17 protein-coding genes are annotated in these 16,641 nt (G+C 72.3%); 9 read left to right on the top strand and 8 right to left on the bottom strand.

The window, feature by feature from the left end:
* Positions 1-2: 2 nt before the first annotated feature.
* The 3 genes from efeB to map all read right to left on the bottom strand — a co-directional run bounded on the left by efeB (position 3) and on the right by map (position 3,404).
* Complete coding sequence (gene efeB, locus ACIP98_RS20460; RefSeq protein ID WP_319662245.1) at positions 3-1,256, bottom strand: iron uptake transporter deferrochelatase/peroxidase subunit; 1,254 nt, start codon at positions 1,254-1,256, stop codon at positions 3-5.
* Between the two features lie 19 nt (positions 1,257-1,275).
* Positions 1,276-2,403: an iron uptake system protein EfeO gene (efeO, locus tag ACIP98_RS20455; protein WP_319662244.1), complete on the bottom strand. Its 1,128-nt coding sequence runs from the start codon at positions 2,401-2,403 to the stop codon at positions 1,276-1,278.
* 152 nt (positions 2,404-2,555) lie between these two features.
* Complete coding sequence (map, locus tag ACIP98_RS20450) at positions 2,556-3,404, bottom strand: type I methionyl aminopeptidase (RefSeq protein ID WP_319662242.1); 849 nt, start codon at positions 3,402-3,404, stop codon at positions 2,556-2,558.
* Positions 3,405-3,468: 64 nt separating this feature from the next.
* On the opposite strand from map, the gene ACIP98_RS20445 reads away from it, so the two are divergent.
* The 3 genes from ACIP98_RS20445 to ACIP98_RS20435 all read left to right on the top strand — a co-directional run bounded on the left by ACIP98_RS20445 (position 3,469) and on the right by ACIP98_RS20435 (position 6,630).
* On the top strand, positions 3,469-3,702 hold the full coding sequence (locus ACIP98_RS20445; RefSeq protein ID WP_319662240.1) for a hypothetical protein: 234 nt from the start codon (positions 3,469-3,471) through the stop codon (positions 3,700-3,702).
* 390 nt (positions 3,703-4,092) lie between these two features.
* Positions 4,093-4,737, top strand: coding sequence for a hypothetical protein (locus tag ACIP98_RS20440; protein ID WP_401977177.1), 645 nt, complete (start codon positions 4,093-4,095; stop codon positions 4,735-4,737).
* A gap of 243 nt (positions 4,738-4,980) precedes the next feature.
* Positions 4,981-6,630, top strand: a complete 1,650-nt coding sequence (locus tag ACIP98_RS20435; RefSeq protein WP_401977404.1) for a carbohydrate binding domain-containing protein — start codon at positions 4,981-4,983, stop codon at positions 6,628-6,630.
* Positions 6,631-6,679: 49 nt separating this feature from the next.
* Here the strand turns inward: ACIP98_RS20435 and ACIP98_RS20430 are convergent, their stop codons facing one another.
* From ACIP98_RS20430 to ACIP98_RS20415, 4 genes are all read right to left on the bottom strand, one after another.
* On the bottom strand, positions 6,680-7,957 hold the full coding sequence (locus tag ACIP98_RS20430; RefSeq protein WP_401977176.1) for an MFS transporter: 1,278 nt from the start codon (positions 7,955-7,957) through the stop codon (positions 6,680-6,682).
* 91 nt (positions 7,958-8,048) lie between these two features.
* The gene (locus tag ACIP98_RS20425) at positions 8,049-8,987 is read right to left on the bottom strand and encodes a dihydrodipicolinate synthase family protein (protein ID WP_319662281.1); all 939 of its coding nucleotides are present in this window, start codon (positions 8,985-8,987) and stop codon (positions 8,049-8,051) included.
* 20 nt (positions 8,988-9,007) lie between these two features.
* Positions 9,008-9,601: a hypothetical protein gene (locus ACIP98_RS20420; RefSeq protein WP_401977174.1), complete on the bottom strand. Its 594-nt coding sequence runs from the start codon at positions 9,599-9,601 to the stop codon at positions 9,008-9,010.
* Positions 9,602-9,668: 67 nt separating this feature from the next.
* The gene (locus ACIP98_RS20415) at positions 9,669-10,343 is read right to left on the bottom strand and encodes an FCD domain-containing protein (RefSeq protein WP_319662235.1); all 675 of its coding nucleotides are present in this window, start codon (positions 10,341-10,343) and stop codon (positions 9,669-9,671) included.
* Positions 10,344-10,468: 125 nt separating this feature from the next.
* Between ACIP98_RS20415 and ACIP98_RS20410 the strand changes: the two genes are divergently transcribed.
* The 6 genes from ACIP98_RS20410 (at position 10,469) to ACIP98_RS20385 (ending at position 15,790) form a co-directional block, all read left to right on the top strand.
* Positions 10,469-11,587, top strand: a complete 1,119-nt coding sequence (locus ACIP98_RS20410; protein ID WP_401977173.1) for an exo-alpha-sialidase — start codon at positions 10,469-10,471, stop codon at positions 11,585-11,587.
* Positions 11,584-12,891, top strand: coding sequence for an ABC transporter substrate-binding protein (locus tag ACIP98_RS20405; protein ID WP_401977171.1), 1,308 nt, complete (start codon positions 11,584-11,586; stop codon positions 12,889-12,891). Before ACIP98_RS20410 ends, ACIP98_RS20405 begins: the two co-directional genes overlap by 4 nt.
* Before the next feature lie 47 nt (positions 12,892-12,938).
* Positions 12,939-13,895: a carbohydrate ABC transporter permease gene (locus ACIP98_RS20400; protein ID WP_401977403.1), complete on the top strand. Its 957-nt coding sequence runs from the start codon at positions 12,939-12,941 to the stop codon at positions 13,893-13,895.
* A complete protein-coding gene (locus ACIP98_RS20395) occupies positions 13,892-14,734 on the top strand; it encodes a carbohydrate ABC transporter permease (protein ID WP_401977170.1) in 843 nt (280 codons plus the stop codon). Before ACIP98_RS20400 ends, ACIP98_RS20395 begins: the two co-directional genes overlap by 4 nt.
* A 42-nt stretch (positions 14,735-14,776) precedes the next feature.
* Positions 14,777-15,493: an NADPH-dependent F420 reductase gene (gene npdG / locus ACIP98_RS20390; protein WP_319662230.1), complete on the top strand. Its 717-nt coding sequence runs from the start codon at positions 14,777-14,779 to the stop codon at positions 15,491-15,493.
* A gap of 69 nt (positions 15,494-15,562) precedes the next feature.
* The gene (locus tag ACIP98_RS20385; RefSeq protein WP_401977169.1) at positions 15,563-15,790 is read left to right on the top strand and encodes a hypothetical protein; all 228 of its coding nucleotides are present in this window, start codon (positions 15,563-15,565) and stop codon (positions 15,788-15,790) included.
* Here the strand turns inward: ACIP98_RS20385 and ACIP98_RS20380 are convergent.
* The gene (locus tag ACIP98_RS20380) at positions 15,787-16,572 is read right to left on the bottom strand and encodes a site-2 protease family protein (RefSeq protein WP_401977167.1); all 786 of its coding nucleotides are present in this window, start codon (positions 16,570-16,572) and stop codon (positions 15,787-15,789) included. The two genes, ACIP98_RS20385 and ACIP98_RS20380, sit on opposite strands and share 4 nt — an antisense overlap.
* Positions 16,573-16,641 lie beyond the last annotated feature (69 nt).

Below are 16,641 nucleotides of genomic sequence, written 5' to 3'. Positions count from 1 at the left end.
TTTCAGTTGTTCTCGAAGAGCGCGCGGCCCCACCAGTCGCCGGTGTCCCGGACGCCCGGCGGCACGGCGTAGACGGCCGAACCCACGTGCTGGATGTACTCGTTGAGCGCGTCGGTCTTGGCCAGCCGCATCTGCAGCGGGATGAAGCCGTCGCGCACGTCGCGCTGGTAGGCGAGGAAGAACAGCCCGGCGTCCAGCCGTCCGAGGCCGTCGGTGCCGTCGGTGAAGGAGTAGCCGCGCCGCAGGATCGTGACGCCGCTGTTGTCCGGGTGCGAGAGCCGGACGTGCGCGTCCGGCTTCATCGCCTTGAAGTCCGGTGTGTCCCGCTCGTGCTTCCTGCCGAGCGGGGCGCCCTCGCCCTTGGTCCGGCCGAAGACGTCCTCCTGCTCGCGCAGCGAGGTCCGGTCCCAGGTCTCGATGTGCATCCGGATCCGCCGGGCCACCAGGTACGAGCCGCCGGACATCCAGGCCGGCCCGTCGGCGGACGCGACCCACACGTGCTTGTCCTGGACGGACTTGTCGGAGCCGGCGGCGTTGTGCGTGCCGTCCTTGAAGCCCATCAGGTTGCGCGGGGTCTGCTCGTCGGGCGTGGTCGAGGAGGTCTTGCCGAAGCCGAGCTGCGACCAGCGCATCGCGACCTTGCCGAAGCCGATGCGGGCCAGGTTGCGGATGGCGTGCACCGCCACCTGCGGGTCGTCGGCGCAGGCCTGCACGCACAGGTCCCCGCCGCTGCGGCCCGCGTCCAGGTTGTCGCCGGGGAACTTCGGCAGGTCCACCAGGGCCTCGGGACGCTTCCCGGCGAGCCCGAAGCGGTCCTTGCCGTCCGCGCCCCGGAAGAGCGAGGGCCCGAACCCGATGGTGAGGGTGAGCCGTGACGGCTGCAGGCCCAGCGCCTCGCCGGTGTCGTCCGGCGGGGCCTCGGCGAGACCGCCGACCGCGCCCTCGCCGACCGGCCGGCCCTGCGTCATCCTGCGCGCGGCCTCGGTCCACTCCTTGAGGAGCGCGACCAGCTCCTCGCGGTCCTCGGTCGTGACGTCGAAGGCCGCGAAGTGCAGCCGGTCCTGGACCGGGGTGGTGATACCGGCCTGATGCGCGCCGTGGAAGGCGATCGCGCTGCCCGCGGAGGCCGCGGGCACCGCGTCGTTCCCGGAGCGCACGGCGGCCACGGCGCTGCCGGCCGCGGCGGCGCCGAGAACGACCCCGGCGCCGGTCCAGCCGAGCAACGTGCGCCGCGAGGTGGTGGTTTCCTCGGACATGCTCCCCAGTCCTCTGCGATTACTTGGCGACGGCTGCGGCGAGCTTGGACAGCGGCTCGGCGAGCGCGTTGACGCTGTCCGAGAGGTCCTTGCGGTCGGCCTTGCCCACGGTGTCGTACGAGACGAACGTGTCGCCCTTGCGGTACTTGGCCAGCAGGCCGTTCAGGGCGGTGAACTGCTTGTCCAGCTCGGTGGTGAGCGCCGCGTCGTTCTCGGCGGCGACCGGCTTCAGCAGCTCGTACGCCTTCTGCGCGCCCTCGACGTTGGCCTGGAAGTCCGACAGGTCGGTGTGGGAGTAGCGGTCCTCCTCACCGGTGATCTTGCCGGTGGCGACCTCGTCCAGCAGCTCCTTGGCGCCGTTGGCCATGCTGGTGGCGGTGATGTCGGCCTTGCCGACCCGGGTCTGCCAGTCCTTCAGGTCGGTGACGAGCTGGTCGGCGAGGGTGCCCTCCTCGGCGCCGGCCTTCTTGTCCTTCCACAGGGACTTCTCCAGGCGGTGCCAGCCGGTCCACTTCTGGCCGTCCTCCAGACCGTCCTCACGGGTGTCGGTCAGGGGGTCGATGTCGCCGAAGGACTCGGCGACCGGCTCGGTGCGCTCCCAGCCGACGCGCGAGGGCGCGAAGAGCGACTTGGCCTTCTCCACGTCGCCGGCCTTGACGGCGTCGGCGAACTGCTGGACCACCGGGATGGTCTGGTCGGCCTGCTCCTGGGCGTACTTGCGGTAGGCGGCGACGGCCGCGTCCAGGCGCGGGTCGGACGTCACGGCGCCCTTGCCGGTCACGGTGATCTTCTGGCGGATGCCGTCGCCCTGCATGCCGGGCTTGCAGGCGATCTCGTACGAGCCGGCCTTGATCTCGGCGGTGATGGTGGCCTTGGTGCCGGGGCCGATGTTCTCCCGCTCGGTCACGATCTTGTCGCTGGGCGTGTAGACGTAGACCTCGGTGACCTTGGAGCCCTTGTTCTCCACGGCGAGCTGCACGTGCCCGGCCGGGAAGGTGGCCTTGGAGATGTCGCAGGCGGTGTCCGAGGCGGTCACCGTGATCGCGTCCGAGGAGGCGCTGTCCGCTTTCTTCGCACAGCCGGTCACGGCGGTGACGGCGACCACTATGCCGGCGGCGGCTACTGCGGACATGCGGACGGCGGACATACAGGCTCCTGGCGATCGGTGCGGCGAGGACTTAGGCATGCCTTCCTGTGGAAAGGCTTGCCTAACCTATCCGAGCCTCATCTCGCCTTGCCCACTTTAGGGTAAAGAAAAGGTAATGAAGGGCGTGGCGGTGCCCGGTGCGCTTCAGGGCGTCACGGCAGGGTCAGCACCTCGGCGCCCGTGTCGGTGACCACCAGGGTGTGCTCGAACTGCGCCGTGCGTTTGCGGTCCTTGGTGACCACCGTCCAGCCGTCGTCCCAGATCTCGTACTCGTGGGTGCCGAGCGTCAGCATGGGCTCGATGGTGAAGGTCATGCCCGGCTTCATTACCGTGGTGGCGCGAGGGTCGTCGTAGTGCGGAACGATCAGACCCGAGTGGAACGCCGTGTTGATGCCGTGGCCGGTGAAGTCGCGCACCACTCCGTACCCGAAGCGCTTGGCGTACGACTCGATCACCCGGCCGATCACATTGATCTGCCGGCCCGGCTTGACGGCCTTGATCGCGCGATTCAGCGACTCCCGGGTGCGGTCCACCAACTGCCGTGAGGTCTCGTCGACTTCTCCGACGAAGTAGGTGGCGTTGGTGTCGCCGTGCACGCCGTGGACGAAGGCGGTGACATCGAGGTTGACGATGTCGCCGTCGCGCAGCAGGGTCGAGTCGGGGATGCCGTGGCAGATCACCTCGTTGATCGAGGCGCACAGCGACTTGGGGAAGCCGCGGTAGCCCAGGTCCGAGGGGTAGGCCTGGTGGTCGCACATGTACTCGTGGGCGATCCGGTCCAGTTCGTCGGTGGTGACGCCGGGCGCGATGGCCTTCGCAGCCTCCTCCATCGCCCGCGCGGCGATCCGGGACGCGACGCGCATCTTCTCGACGGTCTCCGCCGACTGCACCTCCGGCCCGTCGTACGGCCGCGGGGCCGGACGGCCCACGTACTCGGGCCGCGGGATCGAGGCGGGGACGTGACGCGTGGGGGAGAGCTTGCCGGGCACCAGGACAGACATGTCAGCGAGTGTATCGGCGGCCGGTCGGGCAGCATGGCGGCAGGACGTCGTAGGAGGAGGAGCGATGGCGCCGTTCAGGAGGGTCCGCAAGCCGGCGGGCAAGCCCGGTGAGTGGTTCTACTGCATCGAGCACAGAAAGGTGGAGGAGGGGCCGGAGTGCCCGGCCAAGGACCGCATGGGGCCGTACCCCAGCCGGGCCGACGCCGAGCGCGCGATGGAGACCGCCGCCGAGCGCAACCTGCAGTGGGAGAACGACCCGCGGTGGAAGGACCAGCCGCGCGAGGGCGAGGGCGGCTGAACCGCCCGGTGGTGACCAGGCGCACGCCGCGGGGCTGAGGCCCGCGCCGGCCGGGGTCCCGGCCGGCGCGCGGCGGCCTGTTCCCTCGCGTTCCCACCGCGCGCCCGGCGCTTCACCCGATTGGCCAGTCGCGGGCAGCCGGCCCGGAGGTCCGCCGGCTACCCGTGCGTAGCACACCACCCCCTTTTCTGTCCGAGGTTCCGAACGTATTGAGGTTCGGACCGAGGACGCTCCGTTTCTCAGGACATGCGGACCGGATCCGACCACGACAGGTCGGACGGAGCCGGAGGAGACCGGAAGACCAGGAAGACCCGGGAAAGCCGGAGAACCTGAGGAACCGAGAAACCCGAGAAACCCGAGAAACCCGAGAAACCCGAGAAAAGGGGCCCCATGTCCAGGAAACGCAGGCTCGGGACCAAGCAGAAGATCGCGCTGATGACGGGTGCGGCGACGCTCGCCGGCGGCTTCGCCGCGGCGACGATGGCCAGCGGCCACGCCTCCGTGGTGTGCGACGGCCTCGACCAGGCGATACGCAACAACCAGGCCTTCATCGCGGGCCAGCGGGCGAATCCCGACGCGCAGTCGGCGGCCCGCATCGCCAACCGCGAGGCGGTCATCCAGCAGATCAACGTGCAGCGCCAGGCCTCGGGATGCGGTGCGGCCCCGGGGGCTCCCGCGGCCGCGGCCCCGGCGGCGCCGCCCGCCGCGCCCGCGGCGCCCGCGGGCCAGAACCAGGGCCAGAACGCGGCGCAGCCGCCCGCCGCGCCGCCCGCGGGAGCCGTGAACGGCCAGGTCGTCTGCCCGGGTTCGACGGTGACGCTGTCCGGCGAGGCGGGCGCTCCGGCCGCGTCCAGCAACCAGTTCCCGATGGGCACCAGGCTCAAGGTGACGAACCTGGACAACGGCACGTCGACGACGGTCGCCGTGACATCGACGTCCGGAAGCTGCGTACTGCTCAACAACGCGGCCTTCGAGCAGGTCCGCGAGCCGGGCAAGTTCCTGATCCGGAAGGCGCGCATCGAGCGCGTCGGCTGATCGGCGCCCACCCCGCGCCGCTCTCCGGCGACCACCCAGCCGTCCGGGCCACCGCCGAACCAGGAAGCGGCGGTGGCCCGGACCTCTTGACGGGGGCACGACACTCCGCTTCAATCCGGCGTGATGGTCCAGACCAACGGTCCAGACCACTTGCCCGGCACCGTCTGAACCCCCCGCCCCCCACTGGGAGGTCACGTGCTCTTCCGTCGTCATGTCCCGCGCACCGGATCGCGCAGATCCCGCATCCTCTCCGTCGTCACCGCCGCCTTCCTGGCCGCCGCCGGCAGCCTGATCGCCCTGCCCGGCACCGCCCAGGCGGCCAACCTCGTCAGCAACCCCGGCTTCGAGAGCGGCAGCCTGTCGGGCTGGTCCTGCTCGGGCGGATCCGTCGTCAGCAGCCCGGTGCACAGCGGCACCAAGGCGCTGGCCGGAGCCGTCAGCAGCAGTGACACCGCCCAGTGCACCCAGACCGTCTCGGTGCAGCCCAACACCGCCTACTCGCTGACCGGTTGGGTGCGCGGAGCGTACGTCTACCTCGGTGTCACCGGCGGCGCCTCCACCTGGACGCCGTCCGCCGCCTCGTACACCCAGCTCACGGTGCCCTTCACCACCGGTGCCTCGCAGACCAGCGTGCAGCTGTACGTCCACGGCTGGTACGCCCAGGGCACCTACAACGCCGACGACATCAGCCTCGACGGGCCGGGCGGCGGGGGCGGCGGCGACACCCAGGCGCCCACCGCGCCCAGCGGCCTGACCTCCACGGGCAAGACCTCCTCCAGCGTCTCGCTGTCCTGGAACGCCTCCTCCGACAACGTCGGCGTCACCAGCTACGACGTCTACCGCGGCAGCACCCTGGCCACCACCGTGACCGGCACCTCCGCCACCGTCACCGGCCTGGCCGCCAGCACCGCGTACACCTTCACCGTCAAGGCGCGGGACGCCGCGGGCAACACCTCGGCGGCCTCCAACGCGGTGAGCGTCACCACCAGCGCGGGCGGTGGCGGCGGCACCGGCTTCAAGCAGGCCGCGCCCTACCTCTACCTCGGCTGGGGCGACCCGCCGAGCCCGTCCACGGTGATGAGCGCCACCGGCGTCAAGTGGTTCACGATGGCCTTCATCCTCTCCTCGGGCGGCTGCAACCCCGCCTGGGACGGCTCCCGTCCGCTGACCGGCGGCACCGACCAGTCCACCATCAACGCCATCCGCGCGGCCGGCGGCGACATCGTCCCGTCCATCGGCGGTTGGAGCGGCAACAAGCTCGGGCCCAACTGCGCGACCCCCGAGGCGCTGGCCGGCGCCTACCAGCAGGTGATCAACGCGTACGGGCTCAAGGCGATCGACGTCGACATCGAGAACACCGACGAGTTCGAGAGCGAGGTCGTCCAGGACCGGGTCCTGAACGCGCTGAAGATCGTCAAGCAGAACAACCCCGGCATCCGGACGATCCTCACCTTCGGCACCTCGACGACCGGCCCGACCTACTGGGGCGGCCGGCTCATCGACCGGGCCAACGCGCTGGGCGCCAACATCGACGTCTTCACGATCATGCCGTTCGACTTCGGCGGCGGCGCCGACATGTACGGCAACACCGTGAACGCCGCCGAGGGGCTGAAGACCAAGCTGAAGTCCGCCTTCGGCTGGGACGACGCCACCGCCTACGCCCACATCGGCATCTCCGGCATGAACGGTCTGAGCGACCAGCAGGAGAACACCACCCCGGCCATCTGGACCCAGATCCGGGACTGGGCCAACTCCCACCACATCGCCCGGCTCGCCTACTGGGCCGTCAACCGTGACCGCCCCTGCGCGGGCGGCGGCGTGACCAGCAACTGCTCCGGCATCAACCAGAGCACCTGGCAGTTCACCTCGATCACCGCCGGCTTCACCGGCTGATCCCCGGCCCGGCCGGTGACCCGGCCGGGCCCAGCGACCGCCCCACGGGTCAGGCGGCGGGGGACACCGCGTCCTCCGCCGCCGTCCGCATGCTCACCGCGTGCTCGTTGGTCCGCGCGTCGTACGCCATCAGGGTCGGCAGGCACACCGCCAGCGTCCCGACCGCCGCCACGCACGCCAGGCCGCCGGTCCACACCGAGGTCCGCAGCCCCAGCGCCGCCGCCGCGCCACCGGCCCGCACCTGGCCCAGCTGAGGGCCTGTCATGAACGACAGCAGCTCGATGCCGGCCAGCCGGCCGCGCAGGGTGTCGGGGATGGTCTGGTTCCAGATCGTCGAGCGGAACACCCCGCTGATCATGTCCAGCGCTCCCGCCAGCACCAGGAAGAGCAGCACCAGCCACACGTCGCGGGTCAGTCCGGCCGCCGCCATGCACAGCCCGAAGCCCGACGCGGCCAGCACGATCGCCACACCGTGCCGGTGCACCCGGCTGGACCAGCCGCTCGTCAGGCTCATCAGCATCGCCCCGGCCGGCAGCGCCGCGTACATCAGGCCCAGTGACCACGGGGCGCCGAGGTCGTCCGCCATGAAGGGGAACACGGCGATCGGGAACGCCAGGCCCATCGCCGCGATGTCCACCACGTACGTGCCCAGCAGTTCCTTGCGGCTCCACGCGTAGCGCGCGCCCTCGCCGATCGAGCGCAGCGACGGGCGTTCCGCGTCGCGCGAGGGCGGGGACGGTCGCAGCCGCAGGCCCAGCAGCAGCGACACGGCGAAGGTCAGGGTGTCGATGGCGTACGCCCAGCGCAGGCCCGCGTAGGCGATCAGCACACCGGCCAGCGCGGGTGCCGCGATGGCGCCGAGCTGCCAGCGCAGCGCGTTCAGCGAGGCCGCCGCGGTGAGCTGGTCGTGCGGCACGATGCGGGGCACGATCGCCTCCAGCGCGGGGCGTTGCAGGCCCCCGAGCGCGCTCGTCAGCGCCGCCACCACGTACAGCGGCCAGAGCAGCGGACGCGGGAGCAGGGTGTTGGCCAGCAGCAGGGCCGACATCAGGCCGAGCGCCGCCTCCGTCCACAGGATCAGCTTCCGCCGGTCGAGGGCGTCGGCCAAGGCGCCCCCGTAGAGCCCGAACACCACCAGCGGGACCAGTTCCACCGCGCCCAGGGCGCCGACCGCCAGGGTCGAACCGGTCAGGTTCTTGATCTGGACCGGGAGCGCCACGAAGGTCAGGAAGCTGCCGAAGCTGGTGATCAGTCCGGCGCACCACATCAGGCGGAAGTCGCGGGAACTGCGCCACGGAGCGAGGTCGGGGAGGAGATTGCGCACCATGGCATGTTTGGCGGGCGGGCGCCGGGGCGCAACGCATTTTCCGCCGCCCTCCCGGCCGTTCCGGTGCGTGCCGGAACGGCCGGGACAGGGGTCACGCCATCAGGCCGGCCGCCTCCAGGCGCTCCCCGATGGCCTTCACCGCGGTGTCGTCCAGCGGGGTCTGCGGCGCGGCCGTGGCCGGGCAGGGGATGACACCCCGCAGGTGCAGCGCCGCCTTGAAGGCGCCCAGCGCCGAGGCGCTCGCGCTCATCGGGGCGGCCGCCGCGCCGATGTCGACGATGGAGAACAGCGCCGCGAGCCGGTCCTGCTCCGCGGCGGCCTCCCGCCAGCGCCCGGCCAGCGCGTGCTCGTAGAGCCGCACATAGCCGTGCGGGTCGACGTTGCCGAGTCCCGGCACGACGCCATGGGCCCCGGCCAGCAGAGCGGCGTCGACGGTGAGTTCGGAACCGGTGAGCAGCGAGAAGGAGCCGGCCAGACCGCGCCGGCGGAGCTCCACGAGCAGCCGCCGCATGCCGCCGTCGGCGCCGCTGCTGTCCTTGAGACCGGCCAGCGTGCCGTTCTCCGCCAGCGCCAGTACCGTCGCCGCGGGCAGCTTGGTGTGCACGGCGGAGGGGATGTCGTACGCGAACAGCGGCAGGCCGTCGGCGCCGTCCCGCACCCGGCGGAAGTGGTCGGCGATCTCGACCGGGTGCGTGGTGGTGTAGAAGGGCGCGGTCGCCACCAGACCGTCCGCGCCCGCCGCGACGGCCGCGCGGACATGGTCCAGCACCCGCGCCGTGCTCATGTCGACGACCCCGGCGAGCACGGGGACGCGCCCGCCGACCGCCTCGACGACGGTGGTGAGCGCGAGCCGGCGTTGCGCGTCGGACAGATAGGCCGTCTCGCCGCTCGACCCGAGCGCGAAGACGCCGTGGACGCCCGCCGACAGCACATGGCCGACCAGGGCGCGCAGCCCGTCGGTGTCCACGTCGCCCGCGGGAGTGAGAGGAGTGCACAGAGGAGGTACGACGCCACGCAGAGGGGCGTGCATAACGGTCATAACGCCCACTTCTACCAGCTTGCCGGGGGCGGCGACACGAACTGCTCGGCGAGCCGCGCGAGCCGCGGCAGCCGGTCCCGCAGCCGCACCCGCCGCCCCGCGGCGGCACTGACGAGGTGCTGCAGCAGATCCAGCCCGACCTCGCCCGGCTCCGGCGGCACGGACAGCGCCTCATGGGCGAGGCCGGCGAGCTCCCGGTCGCCCGCGTCCATCGCCAGCACCGTCGCCCCGGCCCGGCGGGCGCCGTCCACCCGCTCCAGCAGCGCCGCCTCCGCCCGCTGGGGCGTGACCACCAGCACCGTCTCGCCGCGCCGCACGGCCTCCAGCCGCGCCGTGCCGACCGCGAGATGCGCGGGCGCGCCCGGCGGCACGCGCTGCCGCACCAGCGTGGGGGAGAGCTCCGGCAGCCCGCTCCAGGCCGCCTCGTCGTCCAGATGGGCGGCCATGTGCCACGGTTCGTACCCGCCGCCGCCCACCAGCAGCAGCCCGCCCGGGGACCCGCGGCCGACCGCGCCCCGCAACGCCCCCGCGAACGTCCGGGCCCGCTCCGGCCACTCGCTGCCGGCCAGCAGTTCACGGACGACCTCGACCCGTACGGCATCCATGCCACGGCATCCTGGCGCAGGCCCGCGCCGTCCGGCGGGGCTTCCCGCCCGGCTCACCCGAAGGGGGTCAGTGCGCGGGAACGGCCCGCGCGACCCTGGCCCGCACGTCGGTGAAGTGCCGGCGCATCGCCGCCCGCGCCGCGCCCGCGTCCCCGGTGCGCAGGGCGCCGACGACCGCGCGGTGGTTGGCGATGATGCGCTCGACGGGGTCGTCGGCGGGCGCGAGGGCGGAGCCGACGTCCTGGTAGACGCTCCAGAACAGATCGATGAGCTGGAGCACCAGTTCGTTGTCGCAGGTCGCGTACAACAGCGCGTGGAAGGTGCGGTCGGCGTCCGGATCGGTGACCATCCGCGAGGCGAGCGCGTCGAGTTCGTCCAGCCGCTCCGCCGGTATCGTGCCGGCCACCTCGCCGATCAGCCCGACCTCCAGCAGTTCGCGCACCGCCACCAGGTCGGCCAGCGCCCGTACCCGGGAGCGGATGTGGAAGGTGAGCGAGGGCAGCAGCACCCGCAGCGGCGCGTCGGCCACGAAGGTGCCGGTGCCGTGGCGTATCTCGACGATGCCCAGCGCCTGCAGCGCGCGCACCGCCTCGCGCACGCTGTTGCGGCCGGCGCCCAGCAGATCCATCAGCTGGGGCTCGGTGGGCAAAGTGGCGCCGGGGGCGAGTCGCTGCTCGTGGATGAGCTCGATGATGCGATCCTGGAGCGTCGGGCCGCGGCCCCCGCCGGCGGTTCTGGTCACAAGTGGCCGCCTTTCCCTCGTGCTGTCGTGCTTTCTTGACGTGCCGTCAGTGTCTTGTCTACCGTCCCTTGACGACAAGGGACGTCCTACGTCTGCCATGCAAGGGCGCATCGGAGGCAACACCGATGTCATACCTCACATCCGTCCCCTACCGAGCCGGTACCCGGGGAACCTCCGGGGAAGACCCGGGGGCCGTCTACGCCAGCTTCCGCATCCCCGCGGTCGTCGTGACGGGCACCGGCACCGTGCTCGCCTTCGCCGAGGGCCGGCACGAGTCGGCGGCGGACACCGGGCGCATCGACCTCGTCCTGCGGCGGTCGGCGGACGGCGGCCGCACCTGGGACGACCTGCGGGTGGTGACGTCCAACGGCTCCGGCACGGCGGGCAACCCGGCCCCGGTCGTCACCGCGGAGGGCCGGCTCGTCCTGGTCCACGTGCGCAACGCCGGGACCGCCGAGGAACGGGCCATCATCCGCGGCAAGGTGCCCGACGAGGACGGCCGCCGGGTCTGGGTCCAGTACAGCGACGACGACGGGGTCACCTGGTCGGTGCCGCGCGAGATCACCGCCGCCGTCAAGCGCCCCGGCTGGCGCTGGTACGCCACCACCCCGGGCCACGCACTCCAGTTGCGCGCGGGCCGGCACGCCGGCCGGATCGTCGTCGCCGGCAACCACACCTGCCCGCCCGAGGGTCCCGACACCGGCGCCGAGCCCCGCTACAACGGCGGTCACTGCCTGTACAGCGACGACCTCGGGGAGACCTGGCAACTCGGCTACGTCGACGACACGTCCGACGACTACGTCAACCCCAACGAGACCACGGCCGCGGAACTGCCCGACGGCACGGTCTACTTCAACACCCGCACCGACTCCCGCAGCCCCGGCAACCGCGCCGACGCGGTCTCGGCCGACGGCGGCGCCACGCTGGAGCGCCGCTTCCGCCCGCAGGCCGGCCTGGTCGCCCCCGTCGTGCAGTGCAGCGTCCTGCACCTCGGCACACCCGACGTACTGCTCTTCTCCGGCCCCGGGCATCCCACCGCACGGGCCGGGATGACCATCCGGGCCAGCCACGACCGCGGCGTCACCTGGCGGACCGCGCACACCGTGGACGGCCTGCCCGCCGCCTACTCCGACCTGGTGCGGCTGGACGAGGACACCGTCGGACTGCTGTACGAGACCGGCGACTTCGGCCCCTACGAGACGATCACCTTCCGCCGCGTCCCCCTCGCGGAGCTGGTCTCTTGATCGGCCGGCGCGGCGTGCTGGCGGCGGCCGGGGGCACGGCGGCGGCGCTCGCCCTGCCCGGCTGCGCCCCCTCCACCGGCGCGACGGGGCAGGGCACCACGACCCTCACCTTCTGGTCCTGGGTGCCCGGCATCGAGCGCAACGTCGCGCTGTGGAACCGGCTGCACCCCGGGGTCCGCGTCGAACTGGAGAAGGTGGCCGCGAGCGGCGGCGCCCAGTACGCCAAGATGCACGCCGCGCTCAAGGCCGGCAGCCCGCCCGACCTCGCCCAGGTCGAGTACCAGATGGTGCCCGGATTCCTGCTCGACCAGGGCCTGGTGGACCTGGCCCGGCACGGCGCCGACCGCTACCGCGCCCGGTTCGCCGACTGGCTCTGGCAGCAGACCGTGTACGCCGGCGGCGTCTACGCCATCCCGCAGGACTCCGGGCCGATGGTGCTGTTCCAGCGCCAGGACCTGCTCGACCGGTGGGGCATCGAGACCCCCGCCACCTGGGACGACTTCGCGGCCGCCGCCCGCGTCGTACGCCGCCGCGGAGCGCACCTCACCTCCTTCTCGCCGTCCAACCCCGGCTGGTTCACCGCCCTGGCCTGGCAGGCCGGCGCCCGCTGGTTCCGGGCCGGCGGCGACACCTGGCTGGTCTCCGTCGACGACGAGCCCACCCGCCGCGTCACCCGCTACTGGGACCGGCTCATCAAGGACCGGCTGGTCACCACCCAGCCCATGATGCAGAGCGCCTGGTACGCCGGCCTCCAGTCCGGCGACCTCGTCAGCTGGACCGGCGGCAGTTGGGGCGACGCGCTGCTCACCGGCAACGCCCCCGGGGGCGCGGGCAAGTGGCGGGTCCGGCCGATGCCGCAGTGGCACACCCCCGGCTCCGGCGCCGCCCCGTCCTCGGGGAACTGGGGCGGCTCCACCACCGCCGTCTTCACCGGCACCCGCAACCCCCGCGCCGCGCTGGACTTCGCGGTGTGGCTCAACAGCGACCCCGCCAGCGTCCGCCTGCTCATCCGGGGCGGCTACGGCTACCCCGCCCCGGTCTCCGGCTTCACCCCGGCCGAACTCGACAACCGCGCGGCCTACTTCGGCGGCCAGGACTACGGCGCGGTGGTCGCCGCCTCCGGCGCCGCGGTGGACCGCGCCTGGACCTGGGGGCCCACCATGGACACCTTCTTCCAACGGCTCACCGACGCCCTCAGCGGCGCCGTCAGCGACGGCACCCCGCTCACCGCCACCCTGCCGGGCCTCCAGGCCCGCACCCTCGCCGACCTGCGCGACAAGGGCCTGAAGGCGGAGGCCGCGTGACCGCGCGGGCGGACGTCGTGCCGCCGGCCGTGCCCGGTTCCGCCCCGGTGCCCGGGGCCCGGCCCGGCCGGGCCGGCCCCACCCGCCCCCGGAGCCGTTCCCGCACCCGCTCCCGCGAGGCGCGCACCGCGGCCGCGTTCCTCCTGCCGTTCTGCGCACTGTTCCTGCTCTGCTTCGTCGTGCCCATCGGCTACGCCGTGCAGCAGAGCCTGCTGCGGACCGTACGCACCGGGCCGCTCGGCTTCGGCGGCTCGCACGACGTGTTCGCGGGCCTCGGCAACTACGCCCACGCGCTGCGTGACGGCTCGTTCCTCGCGGGCTTCGGGCGGGTGCTGCTCTTCGGGGTCGTGCAGGTGCCGCTCATGCTCGCGCTGGCCGCCGGACTCGCCCTGCTCCTGGACAGCGCCTCCGCCCGCGGCATCGGCTTCTTCCGCACCGCGTACTTCCTGCCCTACGGCGTGCCCGGGGTGATCGCGTCGATCCTGTGGGGCTTCCTGTACGTCCCCGGCATCAGCCCCATCGTGCAGATCCTGCACTCGGCCGGCTGGCAGGTCGACTTCCTGTCCCGCTCCACCGTGCTGTGGTCCATCGCCAACATCGTGACCTGGCAGTTCACCGGCTACAACATGCTGGTGCTGATCGCCCAGCTCAAGGCCGTGCCCGCCGAGCTGTACGAGGCGGCCCGCCTCGACGGCGCGAACGCGGCGCGGATCGCCTGGCACATCAAGCTGCCGCTGATCCGGCCGGCCCTCGTGCTGACCGCCGTCTTCAGCATCATCGGCACGCTGCAACTGTTCTCGGAGCCGCTCGTGCTGCGTCCGCTCTCCCCGGCCATCGACTCCGGCTACACGCCCAACCTGCACGCCTACAACGAGGCGTTCTCGGCCAACGACTACCACGTGGCCGCCGCCGAGGCCGTGCTGCTCGCGCTCGTCGCGTGCGCGCTGTCCTTCGGTTTCCTCAGCCTGGTCGGCCGGCGCGGCGGGGACGGGGCGCTGCGATGACCGTCCCCCTCCGCCACCGCGTCCTCACCGCGACCGCGCTGACGCTGGCCGCCGTCTACTTCCTCGTCCCCGTCTACTGGCTCGCGGTCTCCGCGACCAAGTCCAGCGCCGACCTCTTCGGCAGCTTCGGCCTCTGGTTCGCGCACCCGCACCCCGTCGACTACCTGGGCCGGGTGCTGACCTACGACGGCGGCGTGTACGTCCGCTGGTTCGGCAACAGCCTGCTGTACGCCGGAGTCGGCGCCCTCGGGGCGACCTGGCTGTCGGCCGCCGCGGGCTACGCCCTCGCGCAGTACCGCTTCGCGGGGCGCGAGGCGGTGCTGACCGCCGTCGTCGCGGGCGTCCTCGTGCCGTCCACGGCGCTGGCCCTCCCGCTGTACCTGCTCTTCACCGACCTCGGATTCGCCAACACCTACTGGTCGGTCCTCGTCCCGGGCATGGTCAGCCCGTTCGGGGTGTACCTGTGCCGGATCTACGCCACGGCGGCGATCCCGCGCTCCCTGCTGGAGGCCGCCCGGCTCGACGGGGCGGGGGAGTGGCGGATCTTCCACGGGCTCGGCCTGCGCCTGATGTCACCGGCGCTGGTCACCGTCTTCCTGTTCCAATTCGTCCACATCTGGAACAACTTCTTCCTGCCCCTGGTCATGCTCTCCGACAGCGACCTGTACCCGGTGACGCTCGGGCTGACGTCCTGGCAGGGCTACGCCGACCGGCAGCCCGAGCTCTACCAGTACACGGTCGGCGGCGCGCTGCTGTCCGTCCTGCCGCTGATGCTGCTCATGGTGGTGCTCCAGCGCCACTGGCGGGGCGGCCTCAGCGAGGGGAGCGTCACAGCCTGACCGGCACGCCGCGGGCCGCCGCTTGCTGGCAGGATCACGTACATGACTGTTGACAGTGGCAATGACACCCCCGCCGCGAAGGCTCCCGCCAAGGACCCCTGGGACCTGCCCGATGTGTCCGGCCTCGTCGTCGGCGTCCTCGGCGGCACCGGGCCGCAGGGCCGCGGCCTGGCCTACCGGCTCGCCAGGGCGGGCCAGCAGGTGATCATCGGCTCCCGCGCCGCCGAGCGTGCGCAGGCCACGGCGGACGAGCTGGGTCACGGCGTCCAGGGCGCGGACAACGCGGAGACCGCCCGGCGCAGCGACGTCGTCATCGTCGCGGTGCCGTGGGAGGGCCACGCCAAGACGCTGGAGTCGCTGCGCGAGGAACTCGCCGGGAAGCTGGTCGTCGACTGCGTCAACCCGCTCGGCTTCGACAAGAAGGGCGCCTTCGCGCTGAAGCCCGAGGAGGGCAGCGCCGCCGAGCAGGCCGCCGTCCTGCTGCCCGACTCCCGGGTCGCCGCCGCCTTCCACCACCTGTCGGCGGTGACGCTGGAGGACCCGGAGGTCGAGACGATCGACACCGACGTGCTGGTCCTCGGCGAGTCCCGCGCCGACACCGATGTGGTGCAGGCGCTGGCCGCGCGCATCCCCGGCGTCCGCGGGGTCTTCGCGGGCCGGCTGCGGGGCGCCCACCAGGTCGAGGCGCTGGTCGCCAACCTGATCTCGGTCAACCGCCGCTACAAGGCCCACGCCGGGGTGCGCATGACGGACCTCTGACCGGCGTCCGACCGGTGCGCGCGGCCGCCGTGGGGCCGCGCGAGGGCATGGGGGACAATGAGCGGGTTCGTGACCGATCCGACAGGAGCCGCCCCCATGCCCCGCCTCGCCGTCTACGCGCTCATCGTGTGCGTCCTGTCCGCGGTCGCCGCCGTCGTCTCCTTCGTCGAGGGCAGCTGGCTCGGCGTCCTCTGGATCGCGATCACCGGCCTGACCAGCAACATGTGCTGGTACTACGCGCGCAAGGCCAGGATCGAGAGGGCGGCGGCCGTCTCCGCGGCCGGCTCCGGGGACTAGAGGGCGCTGTCCCAGAAGCGGAAGAGCTGGTAGCCCAGGCCCGACAGGCCGTCCGGCAGACCGAAGGCGTGCGTCACGGAGTCGATGAAGCCGAAGAAGGCCGCGTTGACCTCCGGGATCCACAGCACGCCGAAGACGGCCAGCAGGCCGAAGGACGCGAACGGCTCCATCTGGCGCCGCACCTTGTACGAGAGCCAGGGCTCGATGACCCCGTAACCGTCCAGCCCCGGCACCGGCAGCAGGTTCAGGATCGCCGCCGTCACCTGGAGCATGGCCAGGAACGCGAGCGCCGCGGCGAAGGGTGTCTGCCCCGGGTCGAAGGGGTCCACGAGGTGGAGCGTGAACGGCAGCATCAGCGCGATCGCGAAGAGGATGTTCGTCAGCGGGCCCGCCGCCGAGATCAGGCTGTGCTTCCATCGGCCGCTGATCCGGCCGCGCTCGATGAACACCGCGCCGCCGGGGAGGCCGATGCCGCCCAGGATCACGAAGACCACCGGCAGCACGATGCTGAGCAGCGCGTGCGTGTACTTCAGCGGGTTGAGGGTCAGATAGCCCTTCGCGCCGATCGAGATGTCGCCGCCGTGCAGGGCGGTGCGCGCGTGCGCGTACTCGTGCAGGCACAGGGAGACGATCCAGCCGGACACGACGAACAGGAAGACGGCGAAGCCGGTGTTCGAGGAGAAGCCGGTCCACACCGCCCACCCGGAGACTGCCATGATCGCGACCAGCCCCAGGAAAATCGGACTGATCTGCCGCTCACTGCGGGTTGCTGCGGTGGTCATCGTGCGGGCTCCTGCGGAGGGCGGTACGGGGGCGGTCGTGGTGGCCGCCCGATCATGCCACTCGGCTGG

Origin of the sequence: Streptomyces sp. NPDC088354 (assembly GCF_044753585.1) — a bacterium.
In the GTDB taxonomy this organism is placed as follows: Bacteria; Actinomycetota; Actinomycetes; order Streptomycetales; family Streptomycetaceae; genus Actinacidiphila.
Note: the sequence above shows the minus strand (reverse complement) of the source record. Positions and strands in the feature narration are given on the sequence as shown.

What these genes read in the sequence shown, in the direction of transcription:
- efeB (WP_319662245.1), bottom strand. Translation starts at nt 1,256, where the DNA reads ATGTCCGAGGAAACCACCACCTCGCGGCGCACGTTGCTCGGCTGGACC.
- efeO (WP_319662244.1), bottom strand. Translation starts at nt 2,403, where the DNA reads ATGTCCGCCGTCCGCATGTCCGCAGTAGCCGCCGCCGGCATAGTGGTC.
- map (WP_319662242.1), bottom strand. Translation starts at nt 3,404, where the DNA reads ATGTCTGTCCTGGTGCCCGGCAAGCTCTCCCCCACGCGTCACGTCCCC.
- ACIP98_RS20445 (WP_319662240.1), top strand. Translation starts at nt 3,469, where the DNA reads ATGGCGCCGTTCAGGAGGGTCCGCAAGCCGGCGGGCAAGCCCGGTGAG.
- ACIP98_RS20440 (WP_401977177.1), top strand. Translation starts at nt 4,093, where the DNA reads ATGTCCAGGAAACGCAGGCTCGGGACCAAGCAGAAGATCGCGCTGATG.
- ACIP98_RS20430 (WP_401977176.1), bottom strand. Translation starts at nt 7,957, where the DNA reads ATGGTGCGCAATCTCCTCCCCGACCTCGCTCCGTGGCGCAGTTCCCGC.
- ACIP98_RS20425 (WP_319662281.1), bottom strand. Translation starts at nt 8,987, where the DNA reads ATGCACGCCCCTCTGCGTGGCGTCGTACCTCCTCTGTGCACTCCTCTC.
- ACIP98_RS20420 (WP_401977174.1), bottom strand. Translation starts at nt 9,601, where the DNA reads ATGGATGCCGTACGGGTCGAGGTCGTCCGTGAACTGCTGGCCGGCAGC.
- ACIP98_RS20410 (WP_401977173.1), top strand. Translation starts at nt 10,469, where the DNA reads ATGTCATACCTCACATCCGTCCCCTACCGAGCCGGTACCCGGGGAACC.
- ACIP98_RS20395 (WP_401977170.1), top strand. Translation starts at nt 13,892, where the DNA reads ATGACCGTCCCCCTCCGCCACCGCGTCCTCACCGCGACCGCGCTGACG.
- npdG (WP_319662230.1), top strand. Translation starts at nt 14,777, where the DNA reads ATGACTGTTGACAGTGGCAATGACACCCCCGCCGCGAAGGCTCCCGCC.
- ACIP98_RS20380 (WP_401977167.1), bottom strand. Translation starts at nt 16,572, where the DNA reads ATGACCACCGCAGCAACCCGCAGTGAGCGGCAGATCAGTCCGATTTTC.